The 17,924-nt window shown below is 50.2% G+C and carries 20 protein-coding genes; 16 read left to right on the forward strand and 4 right to left on the reverse strand.

Annotated elements, in window-relative coordinates:
* The 3 genes from BBW69_RS00005 to BBW69_RS00015 form a co-directional block, all read left to right on the forward strand.
* The coding region (locus tag BBW69_RS00005; protein WP_188210012.1) for a glycosyltransferase family 39 protein at nt 1-1,613 on the forward strand (1,613 nt) is incomplete at its 5' end.
* 128 nt (nt 1,614-1,741) lie between these two features.
* Entirely contained in the window at nt 1,742-2,347 is a 606-nt protein-coding gene (locus BBW69_RS00010) for a glutathione S-transferase N-terminal domain-containing protein (protein ID WP_039854120.1), read from the forward strand.
* Nucleotides 2,348-2,415: 68 nt separating this feature from the next.
* Nucleotides 2,416-2,799 carry a ClpXP protease specificity-enhancing factor gene (locus tag BBW69_RS00015; protein ID WP_107859665.1) on the forward strand — a complete coding sequence of 128 codons (384 nt, stop codon included), beginning with the start codon at nt 2,416-2,418 and terminating at the stop codon, nt 2,797-2,799.
* A 198-nt stretch (nt 2,800-2,997) separates the two neighbouring features.
* Here BBW69_RS00015 and BBW69_RS00020 read toward each other — a convergent pair whose 3' ends face one another.
* The 3 genes from BBW69_RS00020 to ltgA form a co-directional block, all read right to left on the reverse strand.
* Nucleotides 2,998-3,444, reverse strand: coding sequence for a GatB/YqeY domain-containing protein (locus BBW69_RS00020; protein ID WP_188210013.1), 447 nt, complete (start codon nt 3,442-3,444; stop codon nt 2,998-3,000).
* Nucleotides 3,445-3,750: 306 nt separating this feature from the next.
* On the reverse strand, nt 3,751-3,963 hold the full coding sequence (gene rpsU, locus BBW69_RS00025) for a 30S ribosomal protein S21 (RefSeq protein WP_002214819.1): 213 nt from the start codon (nt 3,961-3,963) through the stop codon (nt 3,751-3,753).
* Between the two features lie 293 nt (nt 3,964-4,256).
* Complete coding sequence (ltgA, locus tag BBW69_RS00030; RefSeq protein ID WP_188210014.1) at nt 4,257-6,086, reverse strand: lytic transglycosylase LtgA; 1,830 nt, start codon at nt 6,084-6,086, stop codon at nt 4,257-4,259.
* 380 nt (nt 6,087-6,466) lie between these two features.
* Between ltgA and BBW69_RS00035 the strand changes: the two genes are divergently transcribed.
* The 3 genes from BBW69_RS00035 to BBW69_RS00045 all read left to right on the forward strand — a co-directional run bounded on the left by BBW69_RS00035 (nt 6,467) and on the right by BBW69_RS00045 (nt 8,954).
* Nucleotides 6,467-7,204 (forward strand): methionine ABC transporter ATP-binding protein, encoded by a 738-nt coding sequence (locus BBW69_RS00035; protein WP_108043521.1) that lies wholly within the window; start codon nt 6,467-6,469, stop codon nt 7,202-7,204.
* 1 nt (nt 7,205) lies between these two features.
* Nucleotides 7,206-7,892 (forward strand): methionine ABC transporter permease, encoded by a 687-nt coding sequence (locus tag BBW69_RS00040; RefSeq protein WP_003777092.1) that lies wholly within the window; start codon nt 7,206-7,208, stop codon nt 7,890-7,892.
* A gap of 195 nt (nt 7,893-8,087) precedes the next feature.
* Nucleotides 8,088-8,954, forward strand: a complete 867-nt coding sequence (locus BBW69_RS00045; RefSeq protein WP_188210015.1) for a MetQ/NlpA family ABC transporter substrate-binding protein — start codon at nt 8,088-8,090, stop codon at nt 8,952-8,954.
* A gap of 61 nt (nt 8,955-9,015) precedes the next feature.
* On the opposite strand, the gene BBW69_RS00050 is transcribed toward BBW69_RS00045, so the two are convergent.
* Nucleotides 9,016-9,585, reverse strand: coding sequence for a UbiX family flavin prenyltransferase (locus BBW69_RS00050; protein ID WP_188210040.1), 570 nt, complete (start codon nt 9,583-9,585; stop codon nt 9,016-9,018).
* A 156-nt stretch (nt 9,586-9,741) separates the two neighbouring features.
* Here BBW69_RS00050 and BBW69_RS00055 point away from each other — a divergent pair, with 156 nt between their 5' ends.
* The 10 genes from BBW69_RS00055 (at nt 9,742) to atpD (ending at nt 17,920) form a co-directional block, all read left to right on the forward strand.
* Complete coding sequence (locus BBW69_RS00055) at nt 9,742-10,602, forward strand: ParB/RepB/Spo0J family partition protein (RefSeq protein ID WP_107859537.1); 861 nt, start codon at nt 9,742-9,744, stop codon at nt 10,600-10,602.
* A 137-nt stretch (nt 10,603-10,739) separates the two neighbouring features.
* On the forward strand, nt 10,740-11,078 hold the full coding sequence (locus BBW69_RS00060; RefSeq protein ID WP_188210016.1) for a hypothetical protein: 339 nt from the start codon (nt 10,740-10,742) through the stop codon (nt 11,076-11,078).
* A 363-nt stretch (nt 11,079-11,441) separates the two neighbouring features.
* Nucleotides 11,442-11,795 carry an ATP synthase subunit I gene (locus BBW69_RS00065; protein ID WP_107859536.1) on the forward strand — a complete coding sequence of 118 codons (354 nt, stop codon included), beginning with the start codon at nt 11,442-11,444 and terminating at the stop codon, nt 11,793-11,795.
* A complete protein-coding gene (atpB, locus tag BBW69_RS00070; protein WP_003676099.1) occupies nt 11,785-12,651 on the forward strand; it encodes a F0F1 ATP synthase subunit A in 867 nt (288 codons plus the stop codon). The genes BBW69_RS00065 and atpB overlap by 11 nt, the downstream gene beginning before the upstream one ends.
* Before the next feature lie 56 nt (nt 12,652-12,707).
* On the forward strand, nt 12,708-12,944 hold the full coding sequence (atpE, locus tag BBW69_RS00075; protein WP_003676106.1) for a F0F1 ATP synthase subunit C: 237 nt from the start codon (nt 12,708-12,710) through the stop codon (nt 12,942-12,944).
* 73 nt (nt 12,945-13,017) lie between these two features.
* Nucleotides 13,018-13,488 (forward strand): F0F1 ATP synthase subunit B, encoded by a 471-nt coding sequence (locus BBW69_RS00080; RefSeq protein WP_003676108.1) that lies wholly within the window; start codon nt 13,018-13,020, stop codon nt 13,486-13,488.
* Nucleotides 13,489-13,492: 4 nt separating this feature from the next.
* Complete coding sequence (locus tag BBW69_RS00085; RefSeq protein WP_004519004.1) at nt 13,493-14,026, forward strand: F0F1 ATP synthase subunit delta; 534 nt, start codon at nt 13,493-13,495, stop codon at nt 14,024-14,026.
* Nucleotides 14,027-14,036: 10 nt separating this feature from the next.
* Nucleotides 14,037-15,584 (forward strand): F0F1 ATP synthase subunit alpha, encoded by a 1,548-nt coding sequence (gene atpA, locus BBW69_RS00090; RefSeq protein WP_188210017.1) that lies wholly within the window; start codon nt 14,037-14,039, stop codon nt 15,582-15,584.
* A gap of 24 nt (nt 15,585-15,608) precedes the next feature.
* Nucleotides 15,609-16,484 (forward strand): F0F1 ATP synthase subunit gamma, encoded by an 876-nt coding sequence (gene atpG, locus BBW69_RS00095; protein WP_107961178.1) that lies wholly within the window; start codon nt 15,609-15,611, stop codon nt 16,482-16,484.
* Nucleotides 16,485-16,522: 38 nt separating this feature from the next.
* Nucleotides 16,523-17,920 carry a F0F1 ATP synthase subunit beta gene (gene atpD, locus BBW69_RS00100; protein WP_003676115.1) on the forward strand — a complete coding sequence of 466 codons (1,398 nt, stop codon included), beginning with the start codon at nt 16,523-16,525 and terminating at the stop codon, nt 17,918-17,920.
* Nucleotides 17,921-17,924 lie beyond the last annotated feature (4 nt).

Below are 17,924 nucleotides of genomic sequence, written 5' to 3' on the forward strand. Positions count from 1 at the left end.
CAAAAACCCATGAAAAACCGTGGCTGCTGATGTTGATGGCGTTTGCCTGGTTGTGGCCGGGTGTATTTTCACATGATTTATGGAATCCTGCCGAACCTGCCGTTTATACCGCCGTCGAAGCATTGGCAGACAGCCGCGTTCCTTTGGTTGCCCATCTGTTCGGGCATGCCGACTTCGGCATACCGCCCGTTTATCTTTGGGTTGCCGCCGCGTTCAAACATTTGCTGTCGCCGTGGGCTGCCGACCCATACGATGCCGCACGCTTTGCAGGCGTATTTTTTGCCGTTATCGGACTAACTTCCTGCGGTTTTGCCGGTTTCAACTTTTTGGGCAGACACCACGGGCGTAGCGTTGTTTTAATCCTTATCGGCTGTATCGGGCTGATTCCGACCGTACACTTTCTCAATCCTGCCGCCGCCGCTTTTGCCGCCGCAGGGCTGGTGTTGCACGGTTATTCTTTGGCGTGCCGCCGTGTGATTGCCGCCTCTTTCCTGCTCGGTACGGGTTGGACGCTGATGTCGTTGGCAGCAGGTTATCCGGCAGCATTTGCCCTGATGCTGCCCTTGCCCGTACTGATGTTTTTCCGTCCGTGGCAAAGCAGGCGTTTGATTTTGACGGCAGTGGCATCACTTGCTTTTTCTTTGCCGCTTATGACCGTTTACCCGCTGCTCTTGGCAAAAACGCAGCCCGCACTGTTTGTACAATGGTCGGATTATCATATGTTCGGCACCTTTGGCGGTTTGCAGCACGTTCAGACGGCATTTAATTTATTTTATTATCTGAAAAATCTGCTTTGGTTTGCATTGCCTGCACTGCCGCTGGCGGTTTGGACGGTTTGCCGCACACGCCTGTTTGCGACAGATTGGGGGATTTTGGGCGTCGTCTGGATGGTTGCCGTCATGGTGCTGCTTGCCGTCAATCCGCAGCGTTTTCAGGATAACCTCGTTTGGCTGCTGCCGCCGCTTGCACTGTTCGGCGCGGCGCAGCTGGACAGCCTGAGGCGCAGTGCGGCGGCTTTTGTCAACTGGTTCGGCGTTATGACATTCGGACTGTTTGCCGTATTTCTGTGGATAGGGTTTTTCGCCATCAATTACGGTTGGCCCGCCAAACTTGCCGAACGTGCCGCATATTTCAGCCCGTATTATGTTCCTGATATCGATCCCATTCCCATGACCGTTGCCATATTGTTTACCCCCCTGTGGCTGTGGGCAATTACCCGTAGGCACATACGCGGCAGGCAGGCAGTAACCAATTGGGCCGCAGGCGTTACCCTGACATGGGCGCTGTTGATGACGCTGTTTCTACCGTGGCTGGACGCGGCGAAAAGCTATGCGCCGGTCGTACGCGGCATGGAGGCATCGCTTTCTTCTGAATTGAAACAGAAACTTGCAGACGGCATTGAGTGTATCAGCATAGACAGCGGCGATCTGCACACACGAACCGTCTGGACGCAGTACGGTACATTGCCGCATCATATCGGCGATACCCGATGCCGCTACCGTATAACCCGACTGCCTAAAAATGCCGATATACCGCAGGGCTGGCAGACGGTATGGCAGGGTTCGCGTCCGCGCGATAAAGGCAGTAGATTTGCCCTTATTCAGAAAATTTAAGAAAGCAATTTAAAAACAGTGAATTAACTCTAATTTCTGGATTAAGTGTATGCAATCGCATATAATTGTGCGATTAAGTGTTTATGAAACAGCCGTTTTACAGGCATCACATAGGAGCAACAATCATCATGATGACCCTTTATTCCGGCATTACCTGCCCCTTCAGTCACCGCTGCCGCTTCGTCTTATACGAAAAAGGCATGGATTTTGAAATCAAAGACGTCGATATTTACAACAAACCCGAAGACCTCGCCGTCATGAATCCGTATAACCAAGTTCCCGTACTGGTCGAGCGCGATTTGGTGCTGCATGAGTCCAATATCATCAACGAATACATTGACGAACGTTTCCCCCATCCGCAGCTTATGCCCGGCGATCCCGTTATGCGCGGCCGGGGACGCCTGGTGTTGTACCGCATGGAAAAAGAACTGTTCAGCCTCGTTCAAATTTTGGAGAACCCTGCCTCCACCAATAAGGAGCAGGCAAAAGCGCGCGAAGCCATCGGCAACGGTCTGACCATGCTCGCCCCTTCATTCAGTAAAAACAAATACATTCTCGGCGATGACTTTTCCATGATTGATGTCGCCCTCGCACCGCTGTTGTGGCGGCTTGACCATTACGATATCAAATTGGGCAAAAGTGCCGCGCCGCTGCTCAAATACGCCGAACGGATTTTCCAACGCGAAGCCTTTATCGATGCGCTGACACCTGCGGAAAAGGCGATGCGCAAATAAGTTTGAAATGCCTGTAAAACCTGACGGTTTCAGGCATTTCTATATTCAGGCACATCATGGGGTACATTATGACCACTTCCACCAAACCTTATATCCTCCGCGCACTTTGCGAATGGTGCAGCGATAACGCCTTTACCCCTCACATCCTTGTCTGGGTAAACGAGCATACGCGCGTTCCCATGCAGTATGTCCGCGACAATGAAATCATGCTCAACATCGGCGCAACCGCCACCCAAAACCTTCAAATTGACAACGATTGGGTCAGCTTTTCTGCCCGTTTCGGCGGAAAGGCACACGACATATGGATACCTGTCGGACACGTCCTCAGCCTTTTTGCACGGGAGACCGGAGAAGGTATGGGGTTTGAGTTGGAGGAGTACAGCCCTGATTCCCCGGTAGAACCGGAGCCTCAGGCCGTGCCTGCTAAAAAAGGTCTGAAATTGGTCAAATAAATCTATGCCGTCTGAACGGAATCGTGTTTCAGACGGCATTTTATCCGATGGGGCATAAACGGAATCCGTTTATCAGCAAAACCTGTTTCGGCGTATCGAAACCGCGTTGCCCCTGTCAATTCGATATTGGGACATTGAAAATGCCGTCTGAACCTGCGATATGGGCTTCAGACGGCATTTTTCCTTATATTCATACAATCAGGCGGTTAGTACGGTTTTCAAGATTTTGTTGACTTCACCCATGTCGGCTTTACCTGCGAGGCGGGTTTTCAGCAGCCCCATGACTTTACCCATATCCGCCATACCTGCCGCGCCGATTTCGGCAACGGCAGCTTCGACCTCGCTACGGATTTCGTCGGCGGAAAGCATTTGGGGAAGGTAGCGGTGTAGTACCTCGATTTCGGCGTTTTCTTTGTCTGCCAAATCCTGGCGGCCGGCTTCAGTATAGATTTTTGCGCTGTCTTTGCGCTGTTTGACCATTTTGGTCAGGATGGCGGTGATTTTGGCATCGTCCGCTTCGGTGCGTTCGTCCACCTCAAACTGTTTGATGGCGGCGTTGATAAGGCGGATGGTGCCGAGCGACAATTGATCTTTGGCACGCATAGCTGTTTTCATGTCTTCGGTAAGGCGGATTTTCAGGCTCATGATGTTCTCGCTGGGAAGGGTTTCAGATTCGGATTCTAAGGTTAAGGGAAGGTGAATCAATCCCCGTACATAAGGATGGTAAGTTTTTGTGTGTCGGTAGGGTGGGTATTGTCAGGACATATCCGGTATCAACCGGTTCGTACTGTCGGGCTTCCGAGTTTGGTTAATGGTTAATAACGGCAATCCGTGTGTTGCTGGCGGAAAATGGGCTTGCTGTCAGGCGATAAACGAAACACACCGCAGAGCAGGTCTTGCGGTGTGTCCTCATATCACAGGGCTGACCTGTAATCTGTACTGCTTGGATGTTTAGTACATTTTAGGAGGCAGTTGTTGGCTGCGCAGGCGTTTTTGCAGGCGTTTTACGGCTGCCGCTTTTTTGCGTTTGCGTTCGGTAGTCGGTTTTTCGTAGGCTTCGCGGGCGCGCAGCTCGGTCAGCAGACCGGTTTTTTCTACGGCGCGTTTGAAACGGCGCATGGCAACTTCAAATGGTTCATTCTCTTTTACGCGGATTGCAGGCATTTTATTTCCTTTAATAAATTCTGTTGTTTCATCTGCCCATAATATCGATGGAAAGGGTAGGGCAGACGGTGTTGTAGGTTTTCCGTATCGCTGTGCCTTTCGGCGGCGGGATACGCGCCGTGATGGAAACATCACCTCCTCACAGGTCGGCTTATGCCGTGAACTGCTTAACTTAAAAAAGCAGAAAAAAATAATTTTCCGATTCTCTTATATTTGCGGTTTAGTGTCAATGTGGTTTGATAAAAATGCCGCCTGGGGCTTTAGGGTGTTTTCTTTCAGACGGCATCGATACGTCAGCGTGCAGGAACGGTGCCCATACGCTGTTTGAGCGGAACGTACGGTGTCCCGAAGAGGCTGGCATAGTAGGCGGCATTGGTCATCACTTTTTTGACATAGTCTCGCGTTTCGGAAAACGGGATGGTTTCGGCATATACCGCACCCTCAAGGGGGATATCCGCCTGCCATCGGCGCGCCCTGCCGGGGCCGGCGTTATAGCCTGCGGTAGCGAGGACTTCGTTGTTTTGCAGGCGGCGTTTGGTGTCCGCCATATACCACGTTCCCATACGGATATTGCCGTCGGCGGTGTAAAGTTGTGCGGCATCCATACCGATTTTGCCGGCAATTTCGCGTGCTGTGGCAGGCATGACCTGCATCAGCCCCTGCGCGCCCACGCCGGATTGCGCGCCCATGACGAAACGGCTTTCTTGACGAATCAGGCCGTAAACCCACGCCGGATCGACATCGGCATTTTGCGCGTGGCGGATTACAGTGTCTTTAAACGGCGAAATGTAGCGCAATGTGTAGTTGAGTTTATGGTCGGTGCGTTCTGCGCTGTTGATCGCCATGTCGTAAAACTTATGGTCAAATGCGGTTTGCGCGGCGGTCAGTAGGTTGTCCTCATTGAAGCCGCGTGTGGCAAAACGCCATTCCGCCTGAGCCTGACGGCGCATTTTTGCATCGCCGGCGGATTGGCTGTTTTGGAACAATACCAGTGCGCGTTTGACTGCACCGTCTTCCGACATGCAGCGGACGCTGTTTGTGTCGGCATCGGGCACATTGTTGCGCGTATCGATTTTCCGACCCAACTCTTCCCCTGCCAGTACGGCATAAAAATTTCTACCTGTTGCGGCTGCCTGTTCATAGAGTTTTGCCGCCTGCTGCAAGTTACCCAGCGCAGCATGGCTGCGTGCCAGCCAGTAGAGCCAGGTCGGGCTTTTTTGCAGTTTTTCGGGCATATGCGAGATAACGGAAGCCAGTTCGTCCCAACGTCGGGCACGCATGGCGGCACGGGCGTACCATTCGATTTGGTCGTCGGTCAGTTGTCTGCGGTCGGAAACTTTGCCGTAATAGTCTAAGGCGGCGGGTACATTGAGGTTTTGCGATTGATGCTGCCCCAGTACGCCCCACGCGAAACTGCGTTGTTCGGGGCTTAAACTGTTTTCCATTTCGGACAGCAGGGCGGCGGCATTTGGCGATTTGCGTGCTTCTTTGCCGATGACGTTCAACAGGGCGTATTCGCGCGATCCTTGAGTGCCGGCATCAAGCGGGCTGCCCAATGCGGCTGCCAGATTGCGTGCGTCTGTGGTTTGGCTGTTGGCTAACAGTCCGCGAACACGCCTCCAGGCATCGTTGCCGTCCAACAAGCCGGATGCGGCTGCCTGTTCCAACAGTTTAGTGCAGCCCGAAGGCAGTTTGCCCGTATTTTTGACCAGTTCGGCGGCACGTCCGTAGTCGTTGCGTTTCAAGTCGGCATAGCATTCGACTTCTTGGGTGCGTCCCTCAGGTTCGAGTTTGGCGTATTCTTGTTCAAATAGTTTCCACTGCTTGCGTGCGCCTAAGGATTTGAGCCACTCGTTGCGGACATTTTCCGTCATCGCACTGTTGCCGGTATTTTCCAAATAGGCTGCGACGGCGGCATCGTTGTTCTGTTTTGCCGCATCAAGCGCAGAAGGGTAGTTGCGGTAATCTTCCAATGTTTTTTCTTCAGGTTCGGCAGGGCGGGACGGAACGGCCGATGATTCGGCGGCCTTTATCTCGCCTCCGGGCGCGTTTGTCGAAGAGCATGCGGCGAGTGCCAAAGCAGCAAGCAGTGGCAGTGAATGCTTTAGAATGAATGGATGCATCGAATTTCCTTAAAAATTGAAACCCTGAAACAATCAGGGTTGGAAGATAAGATGCCGTCTGAACCGGCATTTTCTGGATTATATGCTGAAAATGCATTGCTTTCAGAACACTTTTGGTATCATAAAATATATTTTTCAATAATTTACCGTTTTGGCGTGTGGTGTTGCACATTCAGGGGATATCGCGCGGTATCGTTTGGGCTTCTGCCGTCAATCGGTTTTGTTGACAAAAAAATACTTTCCCGATAGTATCATACGGAAACTAACTTGCCGATTTGACACAGCTTGCGGGCATAACAGCTAAAGCGTTCCGACAATTTCAGCTTTATCTTTTACGCCCGTTGTGCCCGACATCGGGCGTTGTTGTATGGAAAAAAACGATGATTATCTTGAATAATGTTTCCAAACGCTATCAGACGCGCGACAAAGCATGGTTTGCCGCCGTCGAGCCGACGCATTTGGAAATAAAAGACGGCGAAATTTTCGGTCTGATGGGCTATTCTGGCGCGGGCAAATCCACCCTGTTGCGCCTGATTAACCTGTTGGAACGTCCCGACACGGGCAAGGTCAACGTTTGCGGACAAGAGCTGACTGCGCTCGATGCCGCCGCATTGCGTCAGGCGCGGCAGAATATCGGCATGGTGTTTCAACAGTTCAATCTTTTGAGCAACCGTACCGTTGCTGACAATGTCGCCTTTCCTTTGGAAATCGCCGGATGGTCGTCTGAAAAAATCAAAGAACGTGTTAAAGAATGCCTTGAAATCGTCGGCCTGACCGAACGCGCTGACCACTACCCTGCCCAGCTTTCAGGCGGGCAGAAACAACGCGTCGGCATCGCCCGCGCGCTCGCGCCCAAACCCCAAGTCATCCTCGCCGATGAACCCACTTCCGCCCTCGATCCCGCCACCACGCGCAGCGTCTTGGAATGTTTGGAAGACATCAACAAACGCTTCAACGTTACCATCGTCATTGTAACCCACGAAATGAGCGTCATCCGCCGCCTGTGCGACCGCGCCGCCCTCTTGGATAAAGGCAAAGTGGTGGAAATCGTCGAAGTACGCGGCAACCAAATCCACGCCCAATCCGAAATCGGGCGCGAACTGATTCGGGAGGACTGATATGGCAGACTTAACATTCGAACAAGCCGTTTCCACCATCGTCGGCATGAAAGACGAAATCGTCCGCGCTTTGGGCGAAACCTTCGTTATGGTCGGGCTGTCCACCACGATTGCCGTCATCTTCGGCACCCTGTTGGGCGTATTGCTTTTCGTGACTTCCAACCGCCAGCTGCATTACAACAAGCCGGTGAATTTCCTGCTCGACAACTTAGTCAACCTGATGCGCGCCTTCCCCTTCGTCATCCTGATGATTGCCATGATACCCGCCACTCGCGCCATCGTCGGCAGCACCATCGGCCCGATTGCCGCCTCGCTGGTATTGAGCGTGTCCGGCCTGTTTTACTTCGCCCGACTGGTGGAACAAAACCTGCGCGAAGTCCCCAAAGGCGTGATTGAAGCCGCCACCGCCATGGGCGCATCGCCGCTTGCCATCGTCCGCAAAGTCCTCTTGAACGAAGCGCGCGCGGGCATGGTTTCCAGCATCACCGTCCTTGCCATCGGTCTGCTCTCATACAGCGCGGCGGCAGGTATGATCGGCGGCGGCGGTTTGGGCGACCTCGCCATCCGCTACGGCTACTACCGCTACCAAACCGAAGTCATTATTTTCATCGTCGCCATCCTCGTGCTGCTCGTTATCCTGATTCAAAGCATCGGCAACGCATTGGCGCGGAAATTGGACAAACGTTAAACCTAAAATGCCGTCTGAAGCCCGGATGAAGCCGGCCTTCAGGTCTGAGGACGATACGGCGGGATGAAATATCCGCCGTACTGTTAAAAATGCTATAGAATCTTTTCTGCGGCAAATGCCGTCTGAATGCCAAACCATGGCGGATTTATTGCCTGCAGTTTTAGTTTGAAACTTTCCCACATATCAGGAGATAACATGACAAACTTCTTCAAAACCCTTTCTGCCGCCACACTCGCGCTTATTTTGGCGGCTTGCGGCGGTCAAAAAGACAGCGCGCCCGCAGCCTCTGCTGCCGCCTCTTCAGCCAATAACGGCGCGGAGAAAAAAGAAATCGTCTTCGGTACAACGGTCGGCGACTTCGGCGATATGGTCAAAGACCAAATCCAACCTGCGTTGGAGAAAAAAGGATACACCGTCAAACTGGTTGAATTTACCGACTATGTGCGCCCGAATCTGGCATTGGCGGAGGGCGAGTTGGACATCAACATCTTCCAACACAAACCTTATCTTGACGACTTCAAAAAAGAACACAATCTGGACATCACCGAAGCCTTCCAAGTGCCGACCGCACCTTTGGGATTGTATCCGGGCAAACTGAAATCGCTGGAAGAAGTCAAAGACGGCAGCACCGTATCCGCACCCAACGACCCGTCCAATTTTGCCCGTGCTTTAGTCATGCTCAACGAATTGGGTTGGATTAAACTCAAAGACGGCATCAATCCGCTGACTGCATCCAAAGCGGATATTGCCGAAAACCTGAAAAATATCAAAATCGTCGAGCTTGAAGCCGCGCAACTGCCGCGCAGCCGTGCCGACGTCGATTTTGCCGTCGTTAACGGTAACTACGCCATGAGCAGCGGCATGAAGCTGACCGAAGCCCTGTTCCAAGAGCCGAGCTTTGCTTATGTCAACTGGTCTGCCGTCAAGACTGCCGACAAAGACAGCCAATGGCTTAAAGACGTAACCGAGGCCTATAACTCCGACGAGTTCAAAGCCTACGCGCACAAACGCTTCGAGGGCTACAAATACCCTGCAGTATGGAATGAGGGTACCGCCAAATAAGGCCGTTGTATAAAATGATGCCGTCTGAACCGTATCCGTGTTCAGACGGCATTTTTGTCCTTTAGTCCGCTATCCCCTGCCATTCCGCCGAATCCGGCGTATCGATTCCGAAAAGCGACAAAGCGTGTGCAACACTGTGTGTAACAATATCGTCTGCAGTTTGCGGTTTGCGGTACATCGCAGGAACAGGGGGAAACACCACGCCGCCCATTTCTGTTACCCGTTTCATATTCTCCAGATGGGCAAGGTTCAACGGTGCTTCGCGGACCATCAGTACCAGCCGCCGCCTTTCCTTCAAAACCACATCCGCCGCACGTGTCAGCAGATTGTCGCCGAAGCCGTGTGCGACAGAGGCAAGCGTCCTCATCGAACAGGGTGCAACCAGCATCCCGTCCGTTTTAAACGTACCGCTGGCAATACATGCCCCGATATTGCCAATCGGATGGACGAAGTCAGCCAAGGCATATACTTCGTCTTTCGTATAATCCGTTTCCGAAGTCCGGGCCATCTCCGCACCTTTCGATACCACAAGGTGCGTTTCGACATCTTGCGTAAGCAGAAGCCGCAATGCTTTAATGCCGTAAGCAAAGCCGCTTGCCCCGCTGATACCGACAATCAACCGTCGAGTCATCATCCGCCTTTCCGTTATGCCGCAGGCAGCGGCAAAGCGGTTATTATAGTGAAAAAAACGATTCGAGATAAACACGGATACAAATTGTCGGCAACACTCAATATCCGATAAAATACCGACTTTATCATTACATTTGAACACGTAAGGGAGAAAGGCATGGCAAAAGTAAAAGGCGGATTGGGGCGCGGTTTGGATTCGCTGCTCGCCAACGGCGCAGACAACAGCAGCGGCGACCGATTGACCACGGTTGCAGTTAAAGATATCCAGCCCGGCCGCTATCAGGCGCGTGTTCAAATCGATGACGAAGCCTTGCAGGAGCTGGCGGATTCGATTAAAGCACAAGGCGTGATACAGCCCGTCATTGTGCGGGAACACGGTTTGTCCCGGTATGAACTGATTGCGGGGGAGCGGCGATGGCGCGCCTCCCAGCTTGCCGGTCTGACCGAAATCCCCGTCGTTATCAAGACTATCAGCGACGAAACCGCACTGGCTATGGGGTTGATAGAAAACCTTCAGCGAGAGAATCTCAACCCTATCGAAGAAGCGCAGGGGTTGAAACGTCTTGCCGACGAGTTCGGACTAACCCACGAAACCATAGCCAAAGCCGTCGGCAAAAGCCGAAGTGCGATTTCCAACAGCCTGCGCCTTTTAAGCCTGCCCGAACCCGTGCAGGAAATGCTTTACCAACGCCGCTTGGAAATGGGGCATGCCCGTGCGTTGCTGACCCTCCCCGTCGTAGAACAGCTTGAGTTGGCGCAAAAGGCCGTTAAAAACGGCTGGTCGGTGCGCGAAGTCGAACGCCGCAGCCAAATTGCCCATCAGAACAAACAGTCCGAACCCAAAAAAAATACTGCTTCCGACATCAGCCGCCTTAACGATTTGCTGACTGAAAGGCTGGGTGTCAACGCTGAAGTCAAAACCGTTAACCACAAAAAAGGCAGGATTGTCCTGTATTTCGATACACCCGAAACGTTCGGCCACCTGTTGGAGCAGTTGGGAATAGATTACCAGCCTTAATTTTGTGCAAAATGCCGTCTGAAATATAGAGAATAGCTTTCCAGATTTTAAGTGGGAAATATAATTCCCTTGACATTTTTTTTCTGCTTCACGTAAGAATCGTTTTCCTGTTTTCATTTTTAATTTTCGAGGAAATTATGAACACACGTATCATAGTTTTAGCTGCGTTCGTTGCGTTGGCATTAGCAGGTTGCGGCTTAATCAATAATGTAACCGTTTCCGACCAGAAACTCCAGGAACGTGCCGCGTTTGCTTTGGGCACCAGCCCCGATGCCGTAAAAATTAGCAACCGCAGCAATGAAGGCATACGCATCAACTTTACCGCAACTGTGGGTAAACGCGTGAGCCAGTGCTACGTTACCAGTGTAACCGGCACAATCGGCGTTACCACTTCCGATGCAATTTGTTCGGGTGGCGGAGCGCACAAAGGCAAAGATCAATGCAATGCCTTGCTTAAAGCGGCAGGTCGCTGCTAATCCTTTATTCGAAAAAGGTCGTCTGAAAATATTTTCAGACGACCTTTTATTTATTGAGCAAACTCCCCAAACTGCCGACAATCCGACCGATAAACTGCTATAATTTCGCGTTGATTTTTTATTATTTCCATGTAAAGCAAACAAATCACGTAAGAATATTAAAAGTGTAAAGAAATTTCGGACAAGCTCCTCAATATCCTGTAATCATATGTAATATGTGTTAGAATAGCGGAGTTGAATTTTGGGGAGCCGCTTGTCTGTATCGGTGGCGAGTTTCACAAAGATTAACATATTGCTTGACGTAAGAAGGCTTCTAAATTATATTAGCCGCGCCTCAAATCCGAGGTGGAATCATTCTTTTTTATGAAGCAGATTATTATCCTGCAATTTGCAGTATTATCCGTATGTTCTCTAGTTTCCCTTGTTATATGGGGGTATTCGGGGTTTCTATCGGCAATCGGCGGCGGCCTGTCCTATCTGCTTCCCACGCTTGTTGCAGTTTTACTTTTAAAACTTTTCAGTGGGGATCCCTTCCTGCAAAGCAGGATGTACGTCTTCGGAGAGATTTTAAAAGTAGTGCTGTCGCTGTTGTCCATGTTCGCCATGTTTTCAATATGGCATCAATCGCTGGTGTTTGCCCCGTTTCTGATGGGGTTGATCGGTGTCAGCCATCTGGTTTTTTTAGTATTGTTGAGAGTGAAAGATTATGGCAGGTGAAACCATTACCGCTGCCGACTACATCAAGCACCATTTACAGAGCTTGACCAGTTTGTCGGATGTTACTCAGGGTCAGGGCCTGAAAAATATTGCCGATTTCTCGTTTATTAATCTGGATGCGATTTTCTTCGCCGCTCTGTTGGGCGTAATCGGCAGCTTCCTGTTGTGGCGTGGTGCAAAAAAAGCAACAGCAGGCGTTCCCGGACGTTTCCAGGCTGCAGTGGAAATCTTGTTCGAGTTTGTGGACGATATGTGTAAGAGCATCATCCACAATGAACAGTCTAGAAAAGCCATCGCCCCTTTGGGTTTGACACTTTTTGTCTGGATTTTCCTGATGAACGCGATGGATATGCTGCCTGTTGACCTGTTACCGTGGGTTTGGCAGCATCTGACCGGTAATCATCACGCCCTGTTGCGTGTTGTGCCTACCGCTGATTTGAATACTACTTTGGCTCTTGCCGTCGGAGTGTTGCTTATCTGTATTTATTACAATATCAAAATTAAAGGGTTCGGCGGCTGGTTTCACGAACTGTTTAGCGCGCCTTTCGGTGCAAAACTCGCACCTGCGAACTTCCTGCTGAATTTGGTCGAGTTTCTTTCTAAAACCGTATCCCACGGTATGCGGTTGTTCGGCAATATGTATGCTGGCGAGTTGGTATTCTTGTTGATAGCCTTGCTTGGCGGTGCTTGGGCAGCTTCTGGCAGCGTTGAAGTGATGGATCCGATTCTGTTTGTCTTCCACATTATTGCCGGATTGGCATGGGCGATTTTCCATATTCTGGTTATTACCTTGCAGGCGTTTATTTTTATGGCATTGGCGTTTGTCTATATCGGACAGGCACATGATGCGCACTGATTTTCCTAAGTAGTTTGTTTTTGTAGTTTAACCTTTGTTTCTTTAAGGAGTTTAAAATGGGTTTGATTGCTATCGCATGTGGTTTGATCGTTGCATTGGGCGCACTGGGTGCCTCTATCGGTATCGCAATGGTCGGTTCTAAATATTTGGAATCTTCTGCTCGTCAACCTGAGCTGATTGGTCCTCTGCAAACCAAACTGTTCTTGATCGCTGGTCTGATTGACGCGGCATTCTTGATCGGTGTGGCTATTGCCCTGTTGTTCGCCTTCGTTAACCCGTTTGGTGCTGCGTAATCAAGACGGAGAAATCCGTTCAGATACAGGCTTACCGTCTGTTTGATTAACCCAGATACGAAGGTTAAGTAACGTGAATATTAATGCAACCTTATTTGCGCAAATCCTAGTTTTCTTTGGCTTGGTTTGGTTTACGATGAAATTCGTATGGCCTCCGATTGCCAAAGCATTGGATGAGCGTGCCGCAAAAATCGCCGAGGGCTTGGCTGCCGCCGAGCGCGGTAAGAGCGATTTTGAGCAGGCAGAGAAAAAAGTTGCAGAACTTATGGCCGAAGGGCGTCATCAGGTAACCGAAATGGTTGCCAACGCCGAAAAACGTGCTGCAAAAATTGTAGAAGAAGCTAAAGAGCAAGCTTCTCATGAAGCAGCACGCATTGCAGCCCAAGCAAAAGCTGATGTAGAGCAAGAAGTTAACCGTGCACGCGAAGTGTTGCGCGAACAGGTTGCTTCATTGGCTGTTAAAGGTGCGGAATCTATCCTGCGTAAAGAAGTTGATGCTTCCAAACATGCAGATTTGCTCAGTGCCTTAAAACAGGAGCTGTAATCTTATGGCAGAGTTCGCAACGATTGCCAGACCTTATGCGAAAGCATTGTTTAGTCTGGCTCAGGAAAAAAACCAAATCGAGTCTTGGTTGGGCGAACTGAAAGAACTCGCAGCGGTTGTTCAAGATGAGAAAGTCATCGCTTTCATCGAGCAGCCGGAAACGGGAGCTTCCGAAAAGGCAGAAACGCTCAAAGGTCTTGTCGGTATCAAAAATGTCGAATTGGCAAATTTTATTACCGTTTTGGCCGAACAAAAGCGTTTGCTGGTATTACCGGAAATTTATGCCCAATATCAAGATTTGACCTTGATACACAACAATACGAAATCGGCAGTAATTTACAGCGCGTATGAGCTCAGTTCTCAGCAGCTGGCCGATGTTACCGATATCCTGACAAAACGCTTCAACAGCAAATTGGATGTGGTGGCTAAAGTTGCCCCTGAATTAATCGGCGGCATCAAAGTAGAGGTGGGTGATCAGGTCTTGGATTTGTCCGTACAAGGCAAGCTGAATGCTTTGTATGCGACTATGACAAATTAGGAGAGTTTTCATGCAGCTTAATCCTGCTGAAATTAGCGATTTGATTAAAGCCAAAATCGAAAATCTGTCCGTCAATACAGAAGTGCGTACCCGTGGTACTGTCGTTTCTGTTACAGACGGCATTGTGCGCATTCATGGCTTGTCAGACGCGATGCAAGGTGAGATGCTCGAATTCCCCGGTAACACTTTCGGTCTGGCCATGAACTTGGAGCGCGACTCCGTCGGTGCCGTAGTGTTGGGTGAGTACGAACACATTAAAGAAGGCGATACAGTTACTTGTACCGGCCGTATTTTGGAAGTGCCGATTGGTCGCGAATTGGTTGGCCGCGTAGTTGATGCATTGGGTCGTCCTATCGATGGTAAAGGTCCAATCAACACAACATTGACTGCTCCAATCGAAAAAATCGCACCGGGTGTGATTGCGCGTAAATCGGTTGACCAACCAATGCAAACCGGTCTGAAAGCCATTGACTCTATGGTTCCGGTTGGTCGTGGCCAACGTGAGTTGATTATTGGTGACCGTCAAACCGGTAAAACAGCCGTAGCACTGGATGCCATCGTTAACCAAAAAGGTACAGGCGTTATCTGTATTTATGTGGCTATCGGTCAAAAAGCATCTTCTATTGCCAACGTAGTACGCAAATTGGAAGAGCATGGCGCGATGGAACATACTATCGTGGTTGCTGCAACTGCTTCTGAAGCCGCTGCACTGCAATACATCGCTCCTTACTCCGGTTGTACCATGGGTGAATTCTTCCGTGACCGCGGTGAAGATGCATTGATCGTGTATGATGACTTGTCTAAACAAGCCGTTGCATACCGTCAAATTTCCCTGCTGTTGCGCCGTCCTCCTGGTCGTGAAGCATATCCTGGCGACGTATTCTATCTGCACTCCCGTCTGTTGGAACGTGCGGCTCGCGTCAGCGAAAACGAAGTTGAAAAACTGACCAATGGTGAAGTAAAAGGCAAAACCGGTTCTCTGACTGCGTTGCCAATTATTGAAACCCAAGCCGGTGACGTATCAGCATTCGTACCAACCAACGTAATTTCGATTACAGACGGCCAAATCTTCTTGGAAACCGACTTGTTCAACGCCGGTATCCGTCCTGCAATCAATGCCGGTATTTCCGTATCGCGCGTGGGTGGTGCAGCACAAACCAAAGTCATCAAAAAACTGGGTGGCGGTATCCGTTTGGCGTTGGCACAGTACCGTGAATTGGCGGCGTTCTCGCAATTTGCTTCCGATTTGGACGAAGCAACACGCAAACAGCTGCAACACGGTGAAGTGGTTACTGAATTGATGAAACAAAAACAATTCAGCACATTGAACACTGCCGAAATGGCATTGACTTTGTGGGCGATCAACAACGGTTCTTACGCAGATGTTCCGGTATCCAAAGCCTTGGCTTTCGAAGCAGAATTCTTGAGTTTCGTACGTACGCAACATCCTGAGGTTCTGGAAGCGATTAATGCATCAGGCGCAATGTTTGACGAAAGCGAAAAAGCATTGACCGAAGCCATGAAATCTTTCAAATCTTCTTACGCTTACCAAGCATAAGTATTGAGATGAAAGGAGTCTGAAATGGCAGTCGGAAAAGAGATTCTCACCAAAATCCGTAGTGTTCAAAATACCCAAAAGATCACTAAAGCGATGCAAATGGTGTCGACCTCTAAAATGCGGAAGACTCAAGACCGGATGCGCTTGGCGCGTCCGTACGCCGAAAAAGTGCGTACAGTGATGAGCCATCTTGCACAGACTAATGCCGATCATGGTATCAAATTGTTGGAGCCGCACCGCGAAGTGCGTCGTGCCGGTTTCATTTTGATTACCTCGGATAAAGGTTTGTGCGGTGGCTTGAACGCAAACGTACTGAAAAAGTTTTTGGCGCAAGTTCAAGAGTATCAGGAACAAGGCATCGAAGTCGAAGTCGTGTGCCTGGGTAGCAAAGGTTTGGCTGCATGCCAAAGCATCGGTTTGAATGTTATTGCCAGCGCAACTAATTTGGGCGACACCCCAAAAATGGAGGCGTTGCTTGGCCCTTTGACCGAAATCTTCCAATGTTATGAAAAGCATGAATTAGACCGTATCCATATGGTTTACTCATGTTTTATCAACACGATGCGCCAAGAGCCGCGTATGGAAGTGTTGCTGCCTATCGGTGAAAATGTTATTGACGACAAAGCGGGTCATTCTTCATTCGCTTGGGAATACCGCTACGAGCCGAGTCCTGTCGCCGTATTGGAATATTTGGTTCGCCGCTATTTAGAGTCTGTGGTTTATCAGGCATTGAGCGACAACATGGCATCCGAACAAGCCGCGCGTATGGTAGCGATGAAAGCCGCAACCGACAACGCAGGCAATGCCATTAAAGAGTTGCGCTTGGTGTACAACAAATCGCGTCAAGCCGCGATTACCACAGAATTGTCAGAAATTGTAGCAGGTGCAGCGGCAGTTTAATGCCGTCTGAAGCCTGAACAGGAAATTAGGATACGATAATGAGCCAAGGCAAAATCGTACAAGTTATTGGTGCGGTGGTTGACGTGGAATTTCCACGCGACGCTATCCCGCATGTTTACGATGCCCTGAAATTGGACGAGAACGGTCTGACTCTGGAGGTTCAACAGCTTCTGGGCGACGGCGTTGTCCGTACTATTGCAATGGGTAGTTCAGATGGCCTTAAACGCGGTATGTCTGTAAGCAATACTGGTGCGCCAATCACTGTGCCGGTAGGTAAAGGTACATTGGGTCGTATTGTCGACGTATTGGGTACGCCCGTTGATGAAGCAGGTCCGATCGATACCGACAAAAGCCGTGCCATTCACCAAACTGCTCCGAAATTCGACGAGTTGTCTTCAGCTACCGAATTGTTGGAAACCGGTATTAAAGTGATCGACTTGCTGTGTCCGTTTGCTAAAGGCGGTAAAGTAGGTCTGTTCGGTGGTGCCGGTGTGGGCAAAACCGTGAACATGATGGAATTGATTAACAACATCGCCAAAGCGCACAGCGGTCTGTCCGTATTCGCAGGTGTGGGTGAGCGTACCCGTGAAGGTAACGACTTCTACCACGAGATGAAAGATTCCAACGTATTGGATAAAGTAGCCATGGTGTATGGCCAAATGAACGAACCTCCGGGCAACCGTCTACGCGTTGCTTTGACCGGTTTGACTATGGCCGAATACTTCCGTGACGAAAAAGACGAAAACGGTAAAGGTCGCGACGTATTGTTCTTCGTTGACAACATCTACCGTTACACTTTGGCCGGTACCGAAGTATCTGCACTGTTGGGCCGTATGCCTTCTGCAGTGGGTTACCAACCGACATTAGCTGAAGAAATGGGTCGTTTGCAAGAGCGTATTACCTCTACCCAAACCGGTTCCATTACTTCCATCCAAGCCGTATATGTACCTGCGGATGACTTGACTGACCCGTCTCCGGCGACAACTTTCGCCCACTTGGACGCCACCGTCGTATTGAGCCGTGATATTGCCTCTTTGGGTATTTACCCGGCAGTTGACCCGCTTGATTCTACTTCACGCCAATTGGATCCGATGGTATTGGGTCAAGAGCACTACGACGTAGCGCGCGGTGTACAGTCTACTCTGCAAAAATACAAAGAATTGCGCGACATCATCGCCATTCTGGGTATGGACGAATTGTCTGACGAAGACAAACTGACTGTAATGCGTGCCCGTAAAATCCAACGCTTCCTGTCTCAACCGTTCCACGTTGCCGAAGTGTTTACAGGTTCTCCAGGCAAATATGTCGCTCTGCGCGATACTATTGCCGGTTTCAAAGCCATTTTGAACGGCGAATACGATCATCTGCCCGAGCAGGCATTCTATATGGTCGGCAGCATTGAAGAAGCAGTAGAGAAAGCGAAAACCTTAAACTAAGGAG

Source organism: Neisseria sp. RH3002v2f (genome assembly GCF_014596375.1).
In the GTDB taxonomy this organism is placed as follows: domain Bacteria; phylum Pseudomonadota; class Gammaproteobacteria; order Burkholderiales; family Neisseriaceae; genus Neisseria; species Neisseria cinerea.